At 72.3% G+C, this 18,870-nt stretch carries 21 protein-coding genes; 14 read left to right on the forward strand and 7 right to left on the reverse strand.

Translation table 11 applies throughout. The annotated features are described in order from the left end of the window. Positions 1-49 precede the first annotated feature (49 nt). Complete coding sequence (locus OO68_RS18610; RefSeq protein WP_033309566.1) at positions 50-424, reverse strand: four-helix bundle copper-binding protein; 375 nt, start codon at positions 422-424, stop codon at positions 50-52. A gap of 129 nt (positions 425-553) precedes the next feature. On the opposite strand from OO68_RS18610, the gene OO68_RS18615 reads away from it, so the two are divergent. The 10 genes from OO68_RS18615 to OO68_RS18660 all read left to right on the forward strand — a co-directional run bounded on the left by OO68_RS18615 (position 554) and on the right by OO68_RS18660 (position 9,476). Beyond that, on the forward strand, positions 554-913 hold the full coding sequence (locus OO68_RS18615) for a DUF6479 family protein (protein WP_033309505.1): 360 nt from the start codon (positions 554-556) through the stop codon (positions 911-913). 45 nt (positions 914-958) lie between these two features. Then, positions 959-1,312, forward strand: coding sequence for a DUF8129 domain-containing protein (locus tag OO68_RS18620; RefSeq protein ID WP_033309506.1), 354 nt, complete (start codon positions 959-961; stop codon positions 1,310-1,312). A 162-nt stretch (positions 1,313-1,474) separates the two neighbouring features. Continuing rightward, a complete protein-coding gene (locus OO68_RS18625) occupies positions 1,475-1,981 on the forward strand; it encodes a SigE family RNA polymerase sigma factor (protein WP_033309507.1) in 507 nt (168 codons plus the stop codon). Between the two features lie 11 nt (positions 1,982-1,992). Beyond that, a complete protein-coding gene (locus OO68_RS45515; protein WP_051814713.1) occupies positions 1,993-2,520 on the forward strand; it encodes a hypothetical protein in 528 nt (175 codons plus the stop codon). 137 nt (positions 2,521-2,657) lie between these two features. Beyond that, the gene (locus OO68_RS18635) at positions 2,658-3,932 is read left to right on the forward strand and encodes a bifunctional glycosyltransferase family 2/GtrA family protein (protein ID WP_051814714.1); all 1,275 of its coding nucleotides are present in this window, start codon (positions 2,658-2,660) and stop codon (positions 3,930-3,932) included. Continuing rightward, complete coding sequence (locus tag OO68_RS18640) at positions 3,929-5,191, forward strand: glycosyltransferase family 39 protein (RefSeq protein ID WP_033309508.1); 1,263 nt, start codon at positions 3,929-3,931, stop codon at positions 5,189-5,191. The genes OO68_RS18635 and OO68_RS18640 overlap by 4 nt, the downstream gene beginning before the upstream one ends. Positions 5,192-5,326: 135 nt before the next feature. Further along, on the forward strand, positions 5,327-6,991 hold the full coding sequence (locus OO68_RS18645) for a purine-cytosine permease family protein (protein WP_033309509.1): 1,665 nt from the start codon (positions 5,327-5,329) through the stop codon (positions 6,989-6,991). Positions 6,992-7,165: 174 nt separating this feature from the next. After that, on the forward strand, positions 7,166-7,621 hold the full coding sequence (locus tag OO68_RS18650; RefSeq protein WP_033309510.1) for a hypothetical protein: 456 nt from the start codon (positions 7,166-7,168) through the stop codon (positions 7,619-7,621). A 127-nt stretch (positions 7,622-7,748) separates the two neighbouring features. After that, entirely contained in the window at positions 7,749-8,237 is a 489-nt protein-coding gene (locus OO68_RS18655) for a cation:proton antiporter regulatory subunit (RefSeq protein WP_033309511.1), read from the forward strand. A gap of 6 nt (positions 8,238-8,243) precedes the next feature. Continuing rightward, positions 8,244-9,476 (forward strand): cation:proton antiporter, encoded by a 1,233-nt coding sequence (locus OO68_RS18660; protein WP_033309512.1) that lies wholly within the window; start codon positions 8,244-8,246, stop codon positions 9,474-9,476. A gap of 63 nt (positions 9,477-9,539) precedes the next feature. Here the strand turns inward: OO68_RS18660 and OO68_RS18665 are convergent, their stop codons facing one another. Both OO68_RS18665 and OO68_RS18670 read right to left on the reverse strand, forming a co-directional pair. Then, positions 9,540-10,121 (reverse strand): Rv1733c family protein, encoded by a 582-nt coding sequence (locus tag OO68_RS18665; protein ID WP_033309513.1) that lies wholly within the window; start codon positions 10,119-10,121, stop codon positions 9,540-9,542. A gap of 113 nt (positions 10,122-10,234) precedes the next feature. After that, positions 10,235-11,335, reverse strand: coding sequence for a winged helix DNA-binding domain-containing protein (locus OO68_RS18670; protein WP_033309514.1), 1,101 nt, complete (start codon positions 11,333-11,335; stop codon positions 10,235-10,237). 263 nt (positions 11,336-11,598) lie between these two features. Between OO68_RS18670 and OO68_RS18675 the strand changes: the two genes are divergently transcribed. After that, complete coding sequence (locus OO68_RS18675; RefSeq protein WP_033309515.1) at positions 11,599-12,828, forward strand: acyl-CoA dehydrogenase family protein; 1,230 nt, start codon at positions 11,599-11,601, stop codon at positions 12,826-12,828. A 6-nt stretch (positions 12,829-12,834) separates the two neighbouring features. On the opposite strand, the gene OO68_RS18680 is transcribed toward OO68_RS18675, so the two are convergent. Then, a complete protein-coding gene (locus OO68_RS18680) occupies positions 12,835-13,284 on the reverse strand; it encodes a hypothetical protein (protein WP_051814716.1) in 450 nt (149 codons plus the stop codon). Between the two features lie 58 nt (positions 13,285-13,342). Further along, complete coding sequence (locus OO68_RS18685) at positions 13,343-14,437, reverse strand: carboxylate-amine ligase (RefSeq protein WP_033309516.1); 1,095 nt, start codon at positions 14,435-14,437, stop codon at positions 13,343-13,345. Positions 14,438-15,251: 814 nt separating this feature from the next. On the opposite strand from OO68_RS18685, the gene OO68_RS47705 reads away from it, so the two are divergent. The 3 genes from OO68_RS47705 (at position 15,252) to OO68_RS18695 (ending at position 17,615) form a co-directional block, all read left to right on the forward strand. Then, positions 15,252-15,392: a hypothetical protein gene (locus OO68_RS47705; RefSeq protein ID WP_245237041.1), complete on the forward strand. Its 141-nt coding sequence runs from the start codon at positions 15,252-15,254 to the stop codon at positions 15,390-15,392. A 139-nt stretch (positions 15,393-15,531) separates the two neighbouring features. Further along, on the forward strand, positions 15,532-17,244 hold the full coding sequence (ctaD, locus tag OO68_RS18690) for an aa3-type cytochrome oxidase subunit I (RefSeq protein ID WP_078625366.1): 1,713 nt from the start codon (positions 15,532-15,534) through the stop codon (positions 17,242-17,244). After that, positions 17,241-17,615, forward strand: coding sequence for a hypothetical protein (locus OO68_RS18695; protein ID WP_245237044.1), 375 nt, complete (start codon positions 17,241-17,243; stop codon positions 17,613-17,615). The genes ctaD and OO68_RS18695 overlap by 4 nt, the downstream gene beginning before the upstream one ends. A gap of 9 nt (positions 17,616-17,624) precedes the next feature. Here OO68_RS18695 and OO68_RS47710 read toward each other — a convergent pair whose 3' ends face one another. Both OO68_RS47710 and OO68_RS18705 read right to left on the reverse strand, forming a co-directional pair. Further along, a complete protein-coding gene (locus tag OO68_RS47710; RefSeq protein ID WP_245237046.1) occupies positions 17,625-17,789 on the reverse strand; it encodes a hypothetical protein in 165 nt (54 codons plus the stop codon). 430 nt (positions 17,790-18,219) lie between these two features. Beyond that, positions 18,220-18,819 (reverse strand): hypothetical protein, encoded by a 600-nt coding sequence (locus OO68_RS18705; protein WP_033309517.1) that lies wholly within the window; start codon positions 18,817-18,819, stop codon positions 18,220-18,222. Between the last annotated feature and the right edge of the window lie 51 nt (positions 18,820-18,870).

Below are 18,870 nucleotides of genomic sequence, written 5' to 3' on the forward strand. Positions count from 1 at the left end.
ACGTGTTCCAGAAATAGGGAATGGCGTCGGTCAGACGGAATGGTGTCGGTCAGTTCAGCATGGCGAGGAAGTCCGTGCACGCCCGCGCGCAAGCACGGCATGCCGCCGCCGAGTCCTCCGCTCCTGGTTGCCGGTCGAAGACGTGGGCGGCCTCCAGGCACACGGTCCGGCACCATTCCACCTGGACCCGGATCGTGCTCTCGTCCACCTGGTTCTGCTCGGACAGCACACGGCAGGTCGCGTCACAGACCTCCGCGCACATGATGCCCTTGCGCCGTACGAGTTCCTGGTTCTCGGTGCCGTCGGGATCCACGAGGCTTGCGCGCAGCGCGCACGCCCGCGCGCACTCGGTGCACGCCTGCGCACACGCGAAACGGTCCTCCAGGAACCGGAACAGCTCCTGCTGGGATGTCGTCGAAGTCACACCGCGCGGGTAGCCCCTCTCGACGTCGGTCAAACCGGTGTTCGCAGCGGAGAACCGTCCGGGACCGACCCTCCCTCCGCCGGTCGAGGGGACCGGGTTCACGGTGCGGGCCGGGGGTACCCGCATGCCATGAATAGCGCGTGGATGGAGATGGCCGCGGGCGGCGACGCCCCCGGCTTCGGGTTGGCCGTGACCGGTCTGGTGGTCGTGGCCCTGCTGCTGGGCGCCGTCATCGTGGGCCTGCGGCACAAGCGCCGGCGCCCGCCGCGGCCCGACGAGCAGCCCAGGGTCCCCGAGGGCGGCCCGGTCCGCGAAACGCTGGAGCGCCGCGAGCCCGACGAGATGCCGAGAAGCGAGGAGCGTCTGACGCCGCACGAGCTGAAGACCCACGGCAACCAGAGCGACCGGACCAGCGGCTCGCAGACGCGCCCGCGCTGGAACGAGGGCAGCAGCGGCGGCTTCGGCAGCGGCGGCCCGGGAGCCCGCTGAACCCGCCGGCTCGCACAGTACGTCGTACTCAGGGCAGTGAGAACCATGGCCGATCCCGCCCGCAGCACCCTGCCACTGCCCGACTACGACCACCTGCCGATCGGCGGCCTGGAGAGCCGTGTGCGGTCGCTGTCCGCGGACGAGGTCGAGCAACTGTTCGCCTACGAGCGGTCGCACGCCGACCGGCTGCCGGTGACCCGGCTGCTGGACTCCCGGCTGGACCAGTTGCACGGGGGCGCCGAGCCGACGTCCGGCGACCCGAACGCCCTGCGCCCCGAAGCGGGGCCGGGCGGCCGAGGAGGTTCCCAGGTGTCCCCGGCGACCTCGCCGCAGCCGCACAGCCCGCCGCCGCACGGCACACCGGACCAGCCGGCCCAGCCGAAGGGCGACCGCACGTAGGAAGCCGCCCTGCTCAGAAAGGGCCCGTGCCTGTGCACGGGCCCTTTTCCCTGCCCTGCTCCAGGCGGAGTGAGGTGGATCACAGGTTTAGGGTGCAGCGTGGGGCGGGGTCCAGCGTCTTTCGAGAGGTGTAGGGGGCCACTGAGACGCAGGACGGTGAGGATGGAGCAGGTTCGGGCGGACGGCTTCGACGAGTTCGCGGCCGCCCGTTGGTCGGCGCTGCTCCATGTCGCGCGTCTGCTCACGGGGGGTGACCGGCAGCGTGCCGAGGATCTGGTGCAGGAGGCCTTGGTCAAGTTGTGGTTCGCCTGGCCGAAGGTCGCCGAGCAGGCTCCGGAGGCGTACGTCCGCACCGTGCTGGTGCGGCTCGCGGCCCGCTCGGCGCGGCGGCGCTGGTGGGGGGAGCGCCCGGTGGAGCAACTGCCGGACCGGGCCGACCCGGGCGACATGTCGTCCGCCGTCGCGGAGCGTTCGCGGCTGGAGGCGGCGCTGGCCCTGCTGTCGCCGAAGCAGCGGGCCGCGGTGGTCCTGCGCTACTACGAGGACCTGCCCGAGTCCCAGGTCGCCCAGGCCCTGGGCTGCCCGGTGGGCACCGCCCGGTCCCATGCGTCACGCGGAGTCGCGCGGCTCCGCCAGATCCTGTCCGACGCCGTCAGGCCCGTGGGGTGAAAGGAGAACCGATGGACGACTTCGAGCGGGACCTGTCGCGGCTGATGCGCGACACCCAGCAGCACACCCCCTACGAGCCCGAGCACCGGCAGCGGCTGCACGCGGGCATCCGGTCCCGCCGCCGGTCGCGGTTGTTGTGGAAGGCGGGTGGCTCCGCCGTGGCGGTGGCCGGGCTCAGTGTCGGGCTGGCCCTGCTGCCCAGCATGCTCACCCGCGCCCAGCCCGCCGATCACCGGCCACAGCCGACGACGAGCCCGACGACCTCGCCGGACGGCACACCGACGACCGCACCACCGGCGCCGAGCACGACGCCCACCGAGCAGCCGGAGACCACCCTGCCCGCGACCATGACCGGCGGCGTCACACCGTCCGGGCCGACGAGCGAGCCGGCCCCGGACCCCACGCCGACGGCCACGGCCTCCGAGAGCCGGTCCGGCACGACGCCGCCCGCCACGCCGCCGCCCTCCCCCACACGGACGACGGCCCCGCCGTCCCCGGTGGACTCCGAGGAACCCTCGGCATCGGTCTACCCCGAGTAGCCGTCTGAGCGGCCCCTCCCCGCAGGGCGCCTGCGCCCCGAGACTCCTTCACCGCACCATCCGCCACGGGCGCCTTCGGCATGCCCGGAACCGGCGCCCGGGCCTGCCCCGCGCCAGAGAAGGACCGTGAAACAGCCATGCGAACCATACGGCGGTCGGCCCTGATCGACCGCCCGATACCCGAGCCGTCCGCGTTGCCCCGGCGGGCGCCCCTGCCCGCGCAGCACCCGGAACCCGTCCTCGACGTGGTCGTCCCCGTGTACAACGAGGAGAACGACCTGGAGCCCTGCGTCCGGCGGCTGCACGCGCACCTCGGCGAGACCTTCCCCTACGCCTTCCGCATCACCATCGCCGACAACGCCAGCACCGACGCCACCCCGCGGATCGCCGCACGGCTGGCCGCGGAGCTGCCCGGCACGGACTGGATCCGGCTCGCCGAGAAGGGGCGGGGCCGGGCGCTGCACACCGCGTGGTCACGCTCCCGCGCCCCGGTGCTCGCGTACCTGGACGTGGATCTGTCCACCGACCTGGCCGCGCTGCTGCCGCTGGTCGCGCCGCTGATCTCGGGTCACTCGGACATCGCCATCGGCACCCGGCTGGCCCGGGGCTCGCAGGTGGTGCGCGGACCGAAGCGGGAGATCATCTCCCGCTGCTACAACGGGCTGTTGCGCTCCACGCTCGCCGTGGGGTTCTCCGACGCGCAGTGCGGGTTCAAGGCGGTGCGGCGGGACGTCGCCGAGCGACTGCTGCCGCTGGTGGAGGACCGAGAGTGGTTCTTCGACACCGAGCTGCTGGTGATCGCCGAGCGGGCGGGGCTGCGCATCCACGAGGTGCCGGTGGACTGGGTGGACGACCCCGACAGCCGGGTCCGCATCCTCTCCACGGCACTGGCCGATCTGCGGGGCATGGCCCGACTCGGCCGGGCCCTGGCCGGCGGCCGGCTGCCGCTCACCGCGCTGCGCCGCAGCGGCGGCGACCTCGACGGGGAGCTGCCCGCGGGCCTGGCCCGGCAGGCGGTGCGTTTCGCCGCGGTCGGTGCGGCCAGCACCCTGTGCTACCTGTTGCTGTACACCCTGCTCAGACCGGCGACGGGAGCGCAGGCCGCCAACGGGCTCGCCCTGCTCGCCAGCGCGGTCGCCAACACGGCGGCCAACCGGCGGCTCACGTTCGGCGTGCGGGGCCGCGACGGCGCGCTCCGGCACCAGCTCAAGGGCCTGGCCGCCTTCGTGGTCGGGCTGACGCTGACCAGCGGTTCACTGGCCGTGCTCCACCACGCCGCGCCCGGGGCCGGCCACCGGGTCGAGCTGGTGACGCTGATCGCCGCCAATCTGGCCGCGACGCTGCTGCGCTTCCTCCTCTTCCGGGCCTGGGTGTTCCCGGCCCGCCGTACGACAGGATCCGTCTCGCCATGAGTACCATCCAGCTGCGCCGCCCGCCCTCCACCGTCGGCGACCCTGAAGTCCCATACGGGGAAAGGGAGTTGCGGCCGAGGATGCGCGCCGCCCTCGTCCGCTACGGGCCCGTGCTGCTGACGTACGGCGTGCTGAAGCTGGCAGGCTTCGCCGTTTTCATGTATCTGCTGGACTCCGCGGGCGACTTCCGGAAGAAGAACCCGCGCTTCGGCGGCGGCGAACACGCCTGGGACGTGCTGGCCAGCTGGGACGGCTGGTGGTACCAGCAGATCGCCGAGCACGGGTACGACCCCGCGCTGGAGCCGGTTCCGGGCGCGAAGGGCCTGATCACGCTGGAGGGCAACTCGGCGGCGTTCTTCCCGCTGTACCCGACCCTGATGCGACTGGTCTCGGAGTGCACCGGACTGGGCCTGTACGGCGCCGGCATGACGGTCTCCGTCATCGCCTCGTTCGTGGCGGCCCTCGGCGTCTACGCCGTGGCGAAGCGGCTGGGCGGCCACCGGGCCGGTCTGGTCGCGGCCGGGCTGTGGGCGGTGTGGCCCGGCTCGGGCACGGAGTGGTCGGGCTACTCGGAAAGCCTCTACACGGCGCTGGCCGCGTGGGCCTGTCACGCCGTCATGTCCCGCCGCTGGATCACCGCCGGCCTGCTTACCTGCGCGGCGGGGCTCTGCCGACCGACTGCCGTGACGCTCGTCGCGGCACTGGCCGTCGCCGTGGCGCTGTCCTTGCGCCGCCGTGAGGACGGGGTGCGGCGCCCGCTCGCCGCCGTGGGCGTCGCGCCGTTGGGCCTGTTCGGCTACCTCGCCTGGGTCAACTACCGCATGGGCGACATCAACGGCTACTCCAAGCTCCAGGACGGCGCCTGGGCCCACAAGTTCGACTGGGGAGTGCATACCTTCAACGTGCTGACGTCCATCCCGGTCGGTCACTTCGACTACCTGTTCGCGATGCCCTTCGAGGACGTCATCGGCGTCTGCGTGGTCCTGATGGTGCCGGTGCTGACCGTGCTGCTGCTGCGGCTGCGACCGCCCGCCGTGCTCGTCGTCTACACGGTCCTGTCCTACCTCATGGTGATGACGACCCAGCAGTACTTCGGCAACGTCTCGCGCTACCTGCTCCCGCTCTTCCCGCTGTTCGTCCCGCTCGCGCTCGCGATGAGCAGGCTCGGATGGCCGTCCCTCGCCACCGTCCTCGGCACGGCCGCGCTGGCCTCCGGGTCGTACGCGGGGTATGTGCTGTTCGTCCTCGGAGTGCCCTAGACAACCGTGAACGGCCCCTGGAGCCCGGCGAGATGCCTCCGAAACATTCCCTTCACCCAGGAAGTATTTAGGGGTAACGACCGCTGCCTACCGTGCCTGCCCTGTCGTCCCCGACCCGCAGCAAGGAGGCGTGGCATGAGTGCCGAGCCACGACTGGCAGAAGTCACCGAGCCGGACCCCGCGCAGGAGGCGGCGCGGAGCACGGACCAGGCCGTCAAGGAGACCCTGGAGGACTACACCCTCCGCTTCGCGCCGCGCAGTTACCGGCGCTGGACCCCGATGGTGGTGGCGACGACCGCGCTCGGCGGCATCGCCTACATGGCCGACTTCTCCATCGGGGCCGGCATCGGCCTCGCCCACGGCACCGGCAACGCGCTGCTCGCGATCGCCGTCGCCGCCGTCGTCATCTTCGTGACGGGCTTCCCGCTCGCCTACTACGGGGCCCGCTACAACATCGACCTGGACCTGATCACCCGCGGCTCCGGCTTCGGCTACTTCGGCTCGGTCCTCACCAGCGTCATCTTCGCCAGCTTCACCTTCATCTTCTTCGCCCTCGAAGGCTCGATCATGGCCCAGGGCCTGAAGCTGGGCCTCGGACTGCCGCTCTGGCTGGGCTACCTGGTCTCCACGCTGATGGTGATCCCCCTGGTGATCTACGGCATGTCGGCACTGAGCAAGCTCCAGGTGTGGACCACCCCGATCTGGCTGCTGCTGATGGTCGGCCCGCTGGTCTACCTGGTCGCCACCGACCCGGGCTCCGTCGACCGCTTCCTGGCCTACGCGGGCACCGACGGGGACGGCGGCGTCAACACCGCCTCCGTGCTGCTCGGCGCGGGCGTGTGTCTGTCGCTGATCGCGCAGATCGGCGAGCAGATCGACTACCTGCGCTTCATGCCGCCCAAGACCGAGGCCAACAAGCGCGGTTGGTGGACGGCCGTGGTGATGGCCGGTCCGGGCTGGGTGGTGCTGGGCGCGCTGAAGCAGGCCATCGGCGTGTTCCTCGCGGTGTACATCATCGCCGAGGTCGGTGCCTCCGCCGCGCCCGAGCCGATCCAGCAGTTCAAGCACGCGTTCGACGCGATGATGCCGTCCTGGATCGTCCTCCCGCTGGCCGTGGCCCTGGTCGTGATCAGCCAGATCAAGATCAATGTCACCAACGCCTACTCCGGCTCCCTCGCCTGGACCAACTCCTTCACCCGGGTCACCAGGCGCTACCCGGGGCGGATGGTCTTCGTCCTGGTCAACCTGGGCTTCGCGCTCGCGCTGATGGAGGCGGACATGTTCAGCTTCCTCAACAGCATCCTGGGCTTCTACTCGAACTGCGCGATCGCCTGGGTCGTCACCGTGGCCACCGACATCGGCGTCAACAAGTACGTGCTGAAGCTGTCCCCGCACGCCCCCGAGTTCCGCCGCGGCATGCTCTACGCCGTCAACCCGGTCGGGGTCGTCTCCTTCGTCGCCGCCTCAGGGCTGTCCATCGCGATGTACTTCCACGCCCTCGGCGACACGCTCCAGCCGTACTCGCCCGTCGCCGCGGCCGTCATCGCCTTCGTCCTCACGCCGTTGATGGCCGTGGTCACCAAGGGCAGGTACTACCTGCGCCGCACCGACGACGGCATCGCCGAGCCCCTCCTGGACGAGGACGGCAACCCCAGCGCCGTCGCCTACCCATGCCATGTGTGCCGGCAGCAGTTCGAGCGGCCGGACGTCGCCGCGTGCCGGACGCACGACGCGGTCGTCTGCTCGCTGTGCCTGAGCACCGACAAGGTCGGGGACCACGTCCTGCCGGCCACGGTCTGACCCAGGGGCGGGGGCGCGTCCGGGCGCTCCCGCCGTACGGCGCGTTCACGTTCCAACTCGGTCTCGGACGCGCTGCGCGGGGACGGAGGGAGCGGCGGTTCCGGGGCCCGGGCGGCATACTGATCTTGAGCTGCGCAGTGAGCGGGCCGACGGTCGGAGAGGGGATGACGCGACGTGACCACCGATGAGCATGACGGACGGGGAACCCCCCACGAGCCGCCCGGCATCCCCCCGGCGCCCGACGACGTGTGGCTGAAATTCCTCACGGACAGCGAGTCCGCCATACGCGTCTCCGCTCCCCGGGAGCCCTCCGCCGAGGAACGGGCGGCGGGGCGGCGGCTCCAGCCCCCGTACGCCGTCGGCGACCTGTGGCAGCCGGAGGAGTTGTGGGTGCGCGTGGCGTGGCAGGACTTGGACCGCCGCGCCAAGGTCCGGCGCGTGGGACGGGTCGTCGCCACCGCGGCCGCCGTCGCCCTGGCCCTGGGGGCCTGGTCCCAGCTGTCCACCGGCGCGGGCCCGGGCCACCGGCCCGGCGAGGGCACGGTGCGGCAGGTCGAGGGGGCGACCGCCCGGCTGCCCACGGCCACACCCGTCCCGCCGGCATCCCCCTTCCCGCAGCCGTCCCGATAGCCCACGCGAGGGGGGTACGGTCGCGCCCCGCCGCCTAGGATGAGCCACACAGGCCGGATCTGGGCGCTCGTCCGGGCGCGGCCCCCCACAGGCAGGAAGCGCAGGCACCCACCGAAGGGGGACGGAGATGAGCGCGCCACGCCTCAGCAGCACCCCGTTGCCGGGCATAGGGGTCCGCTACGACCTGACGACACGGGACCACGGCCGGCGCCTCTCGGTGGTCGCGCACCGCGACGGGCACCGGACGGTCAGCGCCTACCGCGAGGACGACCCGGACGCCTGCGACCTCTCCGTGCGCCTGACGTCGGAGGAGGCGGCCACGCTCATCGACGCCCTGATGCCCGAGCACCACACGCCGAACCTGCTGTCCACCACCGACCTGGGGCTCGTCGCCGAGCGGATCGAACTGCCCGGCTCCTCGCACTGGAACGGGCGGCTGCTGGGCGAGTCCCGGATCCGGACCGAGACCGGTGCGTCCGTGGTGGCGGTGCTGCGCCGGGCGGAGGCGATCCCCTCCCCCACCCCGCACTTCCGGCTGGCCGGTGGCGACATCCTCATCGTCATCGGGACCCGCGAGGGCGTGGAGGCGGCCGCCGCGATACTCGGGCGGGAGTGACCCGCCATGCAATCCTCCGCTGTCTTCCTGATCGAGTTCGGCTGTCTCATCCTCGGTCTCGGGCTGCTCGGCCGCTTCGCCGGGCGCTTCCGCTTCTCGCCGATCCCCCTCTATCTGCTGGCCGGCCTCGCCTTCGGGGAGGGCGGGCTGCTGCCGCTGGGCGCCAGCGAGGACTTCGTCGCCGTCGGCGCCGAGATCGGCGTCATCCTGCTGCTGCTCATGCTGGGCCTGGAGTACACGGCCACCGACCTCGTCTCCCACCTCAGGACCCACTACCCCGCCGGGCTCGTCGACGCCGTCCTCAACGCCCTGCCGGGCGCGGTCCTGGCCCTGCTGCTCGGCTGGGGCCCGGTCGCCGCCGTCGTCCTGGCCGGCGTCACCTGGGTCTCCTCCTCGGGCGTCATCGCCAAGATCCTCGGAGACCTGGGGCGGCTGGGCAACCGGGAGACCCCGGCCGTCTTGAGCATCCTCGTCCTGGAGGACCTCTCGATGGCGGTGTACCTGCCCATCGTCACGGCCCTGCTGGCCGGGGTGGGCCTGGCCGCGGGCGGCGTCACCCTGGCCATCGCCGTGGGCGTGCTGACCCTGGTGCTGGTCCTCGCGGTGCGATTCGGCCGCCTCGTCTCGCGCTTCGTCTCCAGTGACGACCCCGAGAAACTGCTGCTGGTCGTCCTCGGGCTGACACTCGTGGTCGCCGGGGTCGCCCAGCAGTTGCAGGTGTCGGCGGCGGTGGGCGCCTTCCTGGTGGGCATCGCGCTGTCGGGTGAGGTCGCCGAGGGCGCGACGAGTCTGCTCGCGCCGCTACGGGACCTGTTCGCCGCGGTGTTCTTCGTCTTCTTCGGGCTGCACACCGACCCGGCCAGCATTCCGCCGGTGCTGCTGCCCGCCCTCGCCCTGGCCGTCGTCACCACCGCCACGAAGATCGCCACGGGCTACTGGGCCGCGCGCCGCGCGGGCATCGGGCCGAGGGGCCGCTGGCGCGCCGGTGGCACGCTCGTCGCCCGCGGCGAGTTCTCGATCGTCATCGCCGGGCTGGCCGTCACATCCGGCATCGAGCCCTCCCTCGGCCCCCTGGCCACGGCGTACGTCCTCATCCTGGTCCTGCTCGGCCCCCTGACCGCCCGCTGGACGGAACCGCTGGCCACACGCCTGACCGGACGCTCCCGCCGGCGCGGCGCGCCGGTTCCCCCCGGCGCGCACGAGGCACTCGACGACCAGGACACGGTCGGCCGCACCTGAGCGGGCCGTCGCCCTCGGCGGGCCGCCGGAGCGAGCGACAGGCCCGGCGGCACCGCCGCGTTTTCAGCCGGTCTTCCAGCCCCTGCGCGTGTCGATCCGCTCCCACTCCGCGTCCCACTGGGCCAGGCGCCGCCGGTCGAGGGCCAGACGGGTCAGCCAGACGACTCCCAGGACAGCCCCGCCCGCGAAGGCTCCTGCGAGCGCGCCGCCCATCGCGGTGTGGAGCCACACCTCGCCGCCGGACACCGGCCGGCTCGTGATGTCACCGCTCCGGTTCACCCACACGGAGATGGTGCTCCCGGCGGGGGCCCTGGGCGCCACCCGGGCCTCCTCCCGGTGCGTGGAGCCGTCGGGCGCGGTCCACCGCACCTTGCCCCACACCCGGTGGTCGCTCGCCGCACGGGCCGGAGACGGACCGGGCGCGTCCTCGACGACCACCGCCCTGACCTGGTGGCTCTCGGCCCGCTGCCGTTCGGCGGCCCGCTCGACCGTGCCCGCCGCAATCATCCCGGCGGCAAGCCCACCCAGCAGGGCGAGCACCCAGCCGACGAGCACGACCCAGGCCTCGACGACGTCGACGCGCCGTTTGAGCGCGTTGCGTCGCCACCGCCACCACCGCACGGTCACCCGCTCTGACGCTTCCATGGGCCGACACCCCCTCGTGAGCACCGGCAGCACCCTTCCAGTGTGCGCCTGACTGCCGCCGACGCTCGCCGATCAGTGCCGGGCGGCTCATCGCGAGGGGGTGAGGGCGTGGTTCACGCGGGAGACGCCGCGATCCGTACCCGGTCGCTCTCGTCGCCGGAGAGGAAGGAGGCCATCGCGCTGCCCTCCTCGGCGACGGTGGTGCGGTCGGCCCGGGAGAAGCGGCGCAGCGGGTTCACCACCACCGTGTCCGCCTCGACGGTCCAGGTCGCGGCGACCCTGCCGTCGACCAGGACGACACGCTCGCCGGCGACGGACAGGTGGCGGTGTGCGTCGTCGATGATGCGGCTGCGGTCGTGGTAGCCGAGGATCGCGTTGTCGAACGCCGGCAGGAACCGCACGGGCGCCGGCGTGTCGGGGTCGGGGCGGGGCGCGTCGGGGAGGTCGAGCAGTTCCCGGCCGCGTTCGTCGCGGAAGGCGACCAGTTCCCCGCGCAGGGCGGAGACCGCGGCGGGCAGTCCGGCGAGGCCGCACCAGGCGCGCAGGTCGGCCGAGGCGGCGGGGCCGAAGGCCGTCAGGTAGCGCCGTACCAGCGCCTGGCCGACCGGGTCGGAGCCGTCCGTCGCGGGCGGGTCGACCTCGCGCCCCAGCCAGGAGGAGATCAGCGCGTAGCGCACTCCGGCTTTCGTGCGCCACAGTCCGCGCGGCGGCAGTTGGACCGTCGGGAGGAGGGCGGCGACCAGCATCTCGCCCAGGGGCCGGGGCCCGGCCGCGGGCCAGCGGTCGGCGACGGCGCGCGCGAGGTCGGGCATGGAGCGGGGTTCGCCGTCCGCCATGACCTTCCGGCCCGCCGCGGTGAGTTCGCCGGGATCGACCCCGTCGAGCTCGCGGCGGTAGACCCCGAGGACCCGCTGGCGCAGCATGCCGTCGTGGCGGGCGCGCCAGGCCAGGACGTCGTCGGCGGTGACGAGATGGACGGTGCGGCGCATGAGGTGGGTGCGCACGACCCGCCGCGCGGTCAGCAGGTCCGACAGTTCCGCCGGGTCGAACGCCCGCAGCCGCGACCAGAGGCCGGGGAACGGCTCCTGCGGTTCCTGCGCCTGGAGGCCACACAGGTGCGCGACGGCGTCCAGGACCGGCAGGTCGGCGCGGTCGAGGAGCAACTGCCGCGCGAGGGTGGCGCGGTTGAGCGCCCGGGCGTCGAGAACGGTCATCGGTGCACCTCGGCCTCTGCGTCGTGTGCCGGCCCGTGGTCCAGGTGTCCGGCGGCGTGCCCGCTCACCGTCGCACGGGATGCGGTCGGTTCGTGACCGCATCCGGCGCGCGACCCTCTTCCCTATGTTTCCTATCGAATTACTAGGAAAGCATTGACGGCACCTTGCGTTCCTGCGCAGGATGATGCGCATGGCCCACACATCTTTTCCCGCGGTGAGGCTCAATGCCCCATTCCGCAACCGGACTTGAGGAGACCCCTGTGATGGGCGTTGCCCCGGCGCCGTCCGGCCCGGCCACGGAGTCGGACCAGGCCGGGCCCGGCCGTGCGCACTGGCTGCGCGTGGCCCGTGAGACGGCGGAGGACCTCGCCACGGACGCGGTGGCCAGGGACCAGGCGGGCAAGCCTCCCTTCGACGAGGTGTCGCGGCTGCGCGAGTCGGGGCTGCTGACGCTCCTCGTCCCGGCCGAAACCGGGGGCGGCGGCGCCGACTGGACCGAGGCGTACGCCGTGGTCCGGGAGATCGCGGCGGCCGACGGCGCCATCGGTCAGTTGCTCGGCTGTCACTACTTCACGTCCTGGAGCGCCCGGTTCCTCGCCGGAGCGGACCGTGCCGCCCGGCTGGATCGGCGTTCCGTGGCGGACCAGTGGTGCTGGGGCGGTGGCCTGGCCCGCCAGGAACCGGCGCTGACGGTCGTCAAGGACGCGCGGGGGTACGTCCTCGACGGCCGGCAGAGCTATGCCGCCGGCGTCCTGGTCGCCGACCGCCTAGCCGTACGCGCGGTGCGGGCCGACACGGGCGAACCCGTCGCCCTCGTGGTCGATCCGGCTCTCGCGGGCGTGGTCGTCGACGGTGACGCCGACCCCTTCGGCCAGCGTTTGGCGGCGGGCGGCAGCGCGGAGTTCGACGCCGTGCCGGTCACCCCGGACGACGTACTGGGGTCCCTCTCGGCGGACGAGGACGTCCTGTCGCCCCTGACGGCCCTGATGTCACCGGTCGGCCGTCTGCTGTCCGTACAGCTCCGGCTCGGCATGGCGGAAGGCGTGCTCGCCGAGGCCCGTGAGTACAGCAGGACCGGCCCCTCGCACCGGCGTCCGGACTGGCCGGTCGGCTCCCCGCAGGATCCGCAGGTGCTGACGGCCTATGGGGAGCTCACCGTGCTCACCCGCTCGGCGTCCGCCCTGGCCGGCCAGGCACGCCGGGCCGTCCAGGGCGGCCTGGCCCGCGGCGAGGACCTCACCTACGAGGAGTACGCGGAGATCTCGATCCTCGTGGCCATGGCCGAATCCGCCGCGTCCAGGGCCGCCCAGGAGTCCACCTCCCGGGCCCTCGACATCATCGGCGCCCGCTCCGCCTCGGCACGGCTGGGTTTCGACCGGTTCTGGCGCAACGCCCGGACTCACACCCTGTACGAGCCCGTCGGGCACCGGCTGCGGGACGTCGGGGACTATTTCCTCAACGGTGCCCACCCTCCGTTCGTCCTGCCGGTCTGACCGCGCTCAGTCCTTGCCCGTCGCCTGCTTGCTGACGAGGACCAGGGAGACGAGTGCCGCCAACGCCTCCATGTCCGCCCGGGCTGCGGCGTCGTTGTGCTCGCTGGTCACCCGCAGCAGCCCGATGCGCTCCGTCCCGTCCAGCAGCGGCACCCACCACGGGTAGACGCCGCCGGGTGGTGCGGCCGGCAGGACGTCGCCGTACTGGTAGGCCCGCCCGGCGACCGTCCCCTCGATGGGCAGCTCCGGTTCGTGCCCCTGGGCCGCCGCCTCGTCCCCGGAGACCAGACGCAGGGTGGTGCGCTGCAGATCTGCCACGTAGATCAGCACCTCGCGGAAGGAGGCCGCGCGGGCGCACTCGGCCGCTTTGTCGGGAAGCGACTCGATCGGCATGAGGTGGCTGGCGTCCAGCAGGTCGGCGAGCATCCGCCGGCCGCCCTCGCCGCTGCGCTCCATCAGCGTTCACCTCCGATCGCCACGCTCGCGGCGGCGGAACGAGGGCCGTTCCGCGGTGTCACGGCATCGTGCTCTGCGCGCTGATCAGTTCGGTGACCGCGCGCAGACCGCCGTGGGCGAGGGCGGCACGCTGCCGGTCCGCGCCGGTCCCGTCCTGGAGCAGCCGGTGGATCAGGGAGGTGACCTGGCGGCTGTCGCCGGAGGCGTCGAGGGCGGGGGCGACGTGCCGCAGGAACTCGTAGAGCACGTCGCCGGCGCGGTGCGGTGTGCCGTCGGGGTCGATCAGGGTGTCGCCGAGGCCGTGGCGGGCGGCGTGCCACATGGCGGCCTGCAGCAGTTCGGGCGCGCAGTCGGGCAGGGGTGTGCCGGCGGTCGCTTCCGCCAGTGAGGTCTCCACGAGGGCCCGGATGACCGCGGCGAGCATGACCGCCTCGTCCGCACGCAGCTGGACGTCCGCGCACCGCACCTCGATGGTGGGGTAGGTGGCCGAGAGCCGGGCCTGCCAGTAGAGCTGTCCGGTGTCGGAGATCAGGCCGGACTCCTGAAGCCGTGCCACGCGCCGGTCGTAGTCCGCGGCGTCCTCGAAGTGCGGGGGCATGCCGCTGACCGGCCACCGGCTGAAGATCACCGTGCGCCAGCTGGCGAAGCCGGTGTCGTGGCCGTCCCAGAGGGGGGAGTTCGCGGCCATGGCCGTCAGCGTCGGCAGCCGGAAGCGGATCCGGTTCAGGACCTGCACGCCCGCCTCCCGGTCCGGGACGGCGACGTGCACGTGCGTGCCGTTGACCAGTTGCTCCGCCACCAGTTGCGGCGCCTGGGTGACCATGGCCCGGTATCGGGCCTGGTCGGTGACGGCGATGGGGCGGCCGTGCCGCACCGGTGGTGTCCCGCAGACCCCGATCCGGCAGCCGTGCTCCTCCGCGGCCACGCCGACGGCGTGCCGCAGCCGCAGGAGGTGGCCGCCGACCTCCTCCAGGGTGTCGCAGACCGGGGTGGCCACCTCGACCTGCGCCTGGAGCAGCTCGTACTGCACCTCCTGGTCGGACACGAGATGCCCCACGCCCGCCGCGGCGCGCACCTTGTCCGCCTGAGGTACCGGCAGGCCCGTGACCGGGTCGAGCAGCAGGTACTCCTCTTCCACGCCGATCGTCGTCATCGACACCCTCTGTTCCGCCCGGCGGCCGGGCCGGATCCCGGCGCGCGGAAGGCGCACCGCACGCAGCGGTCACCACCTTCCGGGGGCCCGCCCGTGGGTTACCGAGTGCCGCGGTCGCGCTGGAACAAAACGTGACACAGACCTAGAAACCGCTTACGGCGAAAAGTCGCCGGGGTGGTGCCGTCCGCCGGGCCGGGGTACTCGCGCACCGGCGGCCCGGCCGGTGGCCGGCCGGCGGCCGTCACGGTGCCGGAGTCCTCGCCGGCCTGCGGAAGGGAGCGGTCCATGCCCGGGACGATCGAAGAGCAGACCGTGGAGGAACTGGGCGGTCCGAGCAGCGTCCTCGCGCGGCAACGGCGCGATCACGCGGAGATGGACCGGCTGATGGAGCGGTACCTGGCCCTTGCGGACGGTGAGCAGCGCGAGCGGCCCCTCAAGGAGGTCGTCCAACTCGTCTTCAGCCACGCCTTCGCGGAGGAGACCGTCCTGTGGCCGGCCGTGCGGCGCTCGGTGACCCACGGCGAGGAACTGACCTCGCGGGTCGAGGCATCAGCAGATCAACGATCTCGTCGCCGGCATCGAGCGTCTGGATCCCGGCGACCCGGAGCGCGAGGAGAAGACGGAGCGCGTATTCGCCCTGATCCGCCAGGACATCCGCGACGAGGAGGACCTGGTCTGCCCCGGCCGCAAGAGGCCCTGGAGGACGCCCGGTTGCGCCGGCTCGGCGCCGCGTGGGAGACGGTGCGCAGGACCGCGCCCACGCACCCCCACCCGGTCCGTCCCGCGACGCCCGCCCGGCAACGCGCTGCTGGGCGTGCCGCTCGGCCTCTACGACCGGATACGCGACGGACTGGGACCGGTCCTCCCCTCAGCGGTGGTGAGGAGGGTGCTCACCGGACTCACCGGACTCCTCGTCTCCGCCGCGGTCGCCGCGATCGTGCGCAAACGGCGTTGAGCCCACCGCCCGGTCGAATGGATCACTCAGCCATTCGGCCCAGGAAAACTCGACGGCACACAAGGGTGACGAACCGGACGGAATAGGTTCCTCCGGGCGGAAGACCGTCCGTGCACCGTTGCTGCCGATCGAGGAACTGATGGCGACACATACTGAGCCGGTTGCGCCCGTACCCGCGGTGGAGCGCCGCGGCCGAGGGAAGGTGGTCGTCTCCTGGCTGACGACCACCGATCACAAGAAGATCGGGCACCTGTATCTGATCACGTCGTTCGGGTTCTTCCTGATCGCCGGGGCGCTGGCGATGCTCATCCGGGCCGAGCTGGCCCGGCCGGGGCTTCAGATCGTCTCCAACGAGCAGTACAACCAGGCGTTCACCATGCACGGCACGATCATGCTGCTGCTGTTCGCGACGCCCACCTTCGCCGGCTTCGCCAACGCGGTCATGCCACTGCAGATCGGCTCGCCCGACGTGGCCTTCCCACGGCTGAACATGCTCTCGTACTGGCTGTTCCTCTTCGGCGGACTAATCGTACTCGGCAGCTTCCTGACCCCGCAGGGCTCCGCCGACTTCGGCTGGACCGCATACACCCCGCTCAGCGGCGGGGAGCGCACCCCCCAGGTCGGCGGCGACCTGTGGATCATGGGGCTGGCGCTGTCCGGCTTCGGCACCATCCTCGGCTCGGTCAACTTCATCACCACCATCATCTGTATGCGCGCCCCGGGCATGACCATGTTCCGGATGCCGATCTTCACCTGGAACGTGCTGCTCACCTCGGTGCTGGTGCTGCTGGCCTTCCCGGTGCTGGCCGCCGCACTGCTGGTGCTGGAGGCGGACCGGCGCTTCGGGGCCCAGGTGTTCAACGCCGAGAACGGCGGCGCGGTCCTGTGGCAGCACCTGTTCTGGTTCTTCGGCCACCCCGAGGTGTACATCCTGGCGCTGCCGTTCTTCGGGGTGATCACCGAGATCATCCCCGTCTTCGCCCGCAAGCCGATCTTCGGTTACACCGGCCTGGTCGGCGCCACCGTCTCCATCGCCGGGCTGTCGGTGACGGTGTGGGCGCACCACATGTTCGCCACCGGCGCGGTCCTGCTGCCGTTCTTCTCCTTCATGACGTATCTGATCGCCGTGCCGACGGGCGTGAAGTTCTTCAACTGGATCGGCACGATGTGGCGGGGCTCTCTGTCGTTCGAACCACCCATGCTCTGGGCGCTCGGCTTCCTGGTCACCTTCCTCTTCGGCGGCCTGACCGGCGTCATCCTGGGCTCCCCGCCGCTCGACTGGCACGTCACCGACAGCTACTTCGTGATCGCCCACTTCCACTACGTGCTGTTCGGCACCATCGTGTTCGCGATGTTCGGCGGATTCAGCTTCTGGTGGCCGAAGATGACCGGCACGATGCTCGACGAGCGCCTGGAGAAGATCCACTTCTGGACGCTGTTCATCGGCTTTCACACCACGTTCCTGGTGCAGCACTGGCTCGGCGCCGAGGGTATGCCCCGCCGCTACGCCGACTATCTGGCCGCCGACGGTTTCACCGCCCTGAACACCGTCTCCTCGATCGGCGCGTTCCTGCTCGGCCTGTCGACCCTGCCCTTCCTCTACAACGTGTGGCGGACCGCGCAGAGGGGCGAGAAGGTCGAGGTGGACGACCCCTGGGGCTACGGCCGCTCGCTGGAGTGGGCCACGTCCTGCCCGCCGCCCCGCCACAACTTCCTGACTCTTCCCAAGATTCGCTCCGAGTCGCCCGCCTTCGACCTGCGCCACCCGGACGTGGCGAGTTTCGACGAGGCGGAGAACACCGGGCGGCGCGATGTGATCGACGCCGAGGGGCACAAGGGCGACCGGCGTTGAGACGCGGCCGTCGCGGGACACCGGCCGGTGAGCCGGGCAGCGTTCTGGCCGACGAGACCGAGGGCTACCTTCTCGCCCACGCCCACCGTGACCAGGCACAGCGCGAGGCCGAGGAGCTCTGCGCGGGGATGCCATGGCTGACCACGGCCCAGACCGAGGAACTCACCGCCCACTACGTCCGCCGGCGTCTCGATGTCACCCGGCAGCTGATGCTCGGCACCGTACGACGGGCCGCAGAGCTGCGACAGGAGTACGAGAACCGCTACGCCCAGCTCCGGAGGGGCCTGCTGCGGCGCCACGCGGCCGGTGCCTGCGCGGTCCTGGCCTGTGCCGCCGGGGTGGGCGCGGTGGCCGGTGTGCTCATCCGCTGACGTTCCGGATCAGCGGCCGTGACCGTCCTCGCGGGGCAGCGGCCCGGAGCCGGCATGGCGGCCCGGGAGGCGGGCGGCGTGGCGTTCGCCCGGGCCGGGGCCGTTCCGGGCGGCCAGGGCGTCGGCCACGGCACCGGTGACGAAACCGTAGACGGCCTTGTGCAGGAGGTCCACGACGAGTTCCGCGCGGGGCCAGGTGGGGGGGCGGGGCGCCGACCCCGGTGGCGTTCTCCAGGATCTGGTCGTTGGTGAGGCGGACGACCGTGAACTTGGCCGACGCGACGGGACCGCGCAGCCCGGACCGGGCCATGATCGAACGGAGCACGCCGAGCAGGGCGGCCTGCCCGAAGTGCATGGCCCGGTTGACCGGCAGCGGCTGCGTGCCGGGGTGTTCGGGCAGGCCGGTCAGACGATGGAGGACCCGGGCGGGCACATGGGAGTCGGGGCGGCCGGTCACGGCCTGCTCGATCTTCTCGCCGAGCGTCATCACGACGCCTCCGGCGGTACCGGCGACCAGCCCTTGCCACAGCGCGCGCCTGATCATGCGTCGGCGAGTACCCCGGCGGCCACGGCCTCACGCACCGACACCGTCGCCCGGCGTGCCTCAGTGGCCGTACGGCGGCTGGAAGCAGCCGGTCTCGGGGCACGGGCCGTGGGTGGACACCGCGAAGTTCGACTGCTGCAGGAAGGCCGTGACGCAGGCGTCGTCGTGCACGCGCAGGGCGACGCGCGACCCCTCGGGCGTGACCGGGCCGTCGCCCTCCCCGTGCGCGGGCAGTCCCGTGACGGTGAGCGTGCCGCCGAGGCGCTTGCCGTCCTGCGCCACCCGCTCCTCCTCGTACCCGAGCCGGAGCAGGGCCGTCCGGACGGTCTCGGGGTCCCACTTCCGCTGCTCCCACAGCCGCTTGAGCACCGGCCTGATGCGGGCGGCCTCCCGTTCGGCGTCCGAGGCGTGGGCGGGAGCCATCTCACCGGCCCGGCGGTAGGCGTTGTTCTCGTTGTAGTGCGGCGCCCCGTCACCGGCTCCCGGCTCTACGTACGGCGAGGCTCCCGAGGCACTGGGCGAGGATGAGCCGGACGGCCGGGAGGACGCCCCCGGGGTGGCGTCCGGGGCGTGCAGGTCGCCGCAGGAGGTGAGGGCCGCGGCGGCCGCGAGGGCCACGGCGGCCGGACGGACCCGGCGGGCGAGCGTTGAGGTGGACATGAAACCGACCCTCTCATCGCGGCCGGCCCCCACGGACCTGATGCGGCAAGC

The organism is Streptomyces iakyrus, from assembly GCF_000717055.1.
Classification (GTDB): domain Bacteria; phylum Actinomycetota; class Actinomycetes; order Streptomycetales; family Streptomycetaceae; genus Streptomyces; species Streptomyces iakyrus.

Bases quoted from the DNA above. Each gene is read 5' to 3' on its own strand.
- OO68_RS45515 (WP_051814713.1), top strand. From the start codon at position 1,993: ATGGACGACTTCGAGCGGGACCTGTCGCGGCTGATGCGCGACACCCAG.
- OO68_RS18680 (WP_051814716.1), bottom strand. From the start codon at position 13,284: ATGGAGCGCAGCGGCGAGGGCGGCCGGCGGATGCTCGCCGACCTGCTG.
- OO68_RS18635 (WP_051814714.1), top strand. From the start codon at position 2,658: ATGCGAACCATACGGCGGTCGGCCCTGATCGACCGCCCGATACCCGAG.
- OO68_RS18640 (WP_033309508.1), top strand. From the start codon at position 3,929: ATGAGTACCATCCAGCTGCGCCGCCCGCCCTCCACCGTCGGCGACCCT.
- OO68_RS18675 (WP_033309515.1), top strand. From the start codon at position 11,599: ATGGGCGTTGCCCCGGCGCCGTCCGGCCCGGCCACGGAGTCGGACCAG.
- OO68_RS18655 (WP_033309511.1), top strand. From the start codon at position 7,749: ATGAGCGCGCCACGCCTCAGCAGCACCCCGTTGCCGGGCATAGGGGTC.
- OO68_RS18660 (WP_033309512.1), top strand. From the start codon at position 8,244: ATGCAATCCTCCGCTGTCTTCCTGATCGAGTTCGGCTGTCTCATCCTC.
- OO68_RS18625 (WP_033309507.1), top strand. From the start codon at position 1,475: ATGGAGCAGGTTCGGGCGGACGGCTTCGACGAGTTCGCGGCCGCCCGT.
- ctaD (WP_078625366.1), top strand. From the start codon at position 15,532: ATGGCGACACATACTGAGCCGGTTGCGCCCGTACCCGCGGTGGAGCGC.
- OO68_RS18620 (WP_033309506.1), top strand. From the start codon at position 959: ATGGCCGATCCCGCCCGCAGCACCCTGCCACTGCCCGACTACGACCAC.
- OO68_RS18665 (WP_033309513.1), bottom strand. From the start codon at position 10,121: ATGGAAGCGTCAGAGCGGGTGACCGTGCGGTGGTGGCGGTGGCGACGC.
- OO68_RS18645 (WP_033309509.1), top strand. From the start codon at position 5,327: ATGAGTGCCGAGCCACGACTGGCAGAAGTCACCGAGCCGGACCCCGCG.
- OO68_RS18615 (WP_033309505.1), top strand. From the start codon at position 554: ATGAATAGCGCGTGGATGGAGATGGCCGCGGGCGGCGACGCCCCCGGC.
- OO68_RS18705 (WP_033309517.1), bottom strand. From the start codon at position 18,819: ATGTCCACCTCAACGCTCGCCCGCCGGGTCCGTCCGGCCGCCGTGGCC.
- OO68_RS18670 (WP_033309514.1), bottom strand. From the start codon at position 11,335: ATGACCGTTCTCGACGCCCGGGCGCTCAACCGCGCCACCCTCGCGCGG.
- OO68_RS18685 (WP_033309516.1), bottom strand. From the start codon at position 14,437: ATGACGACGATCGGCGTGGAAGAGGAGTACCTGCTGCTCGACCCGGTC.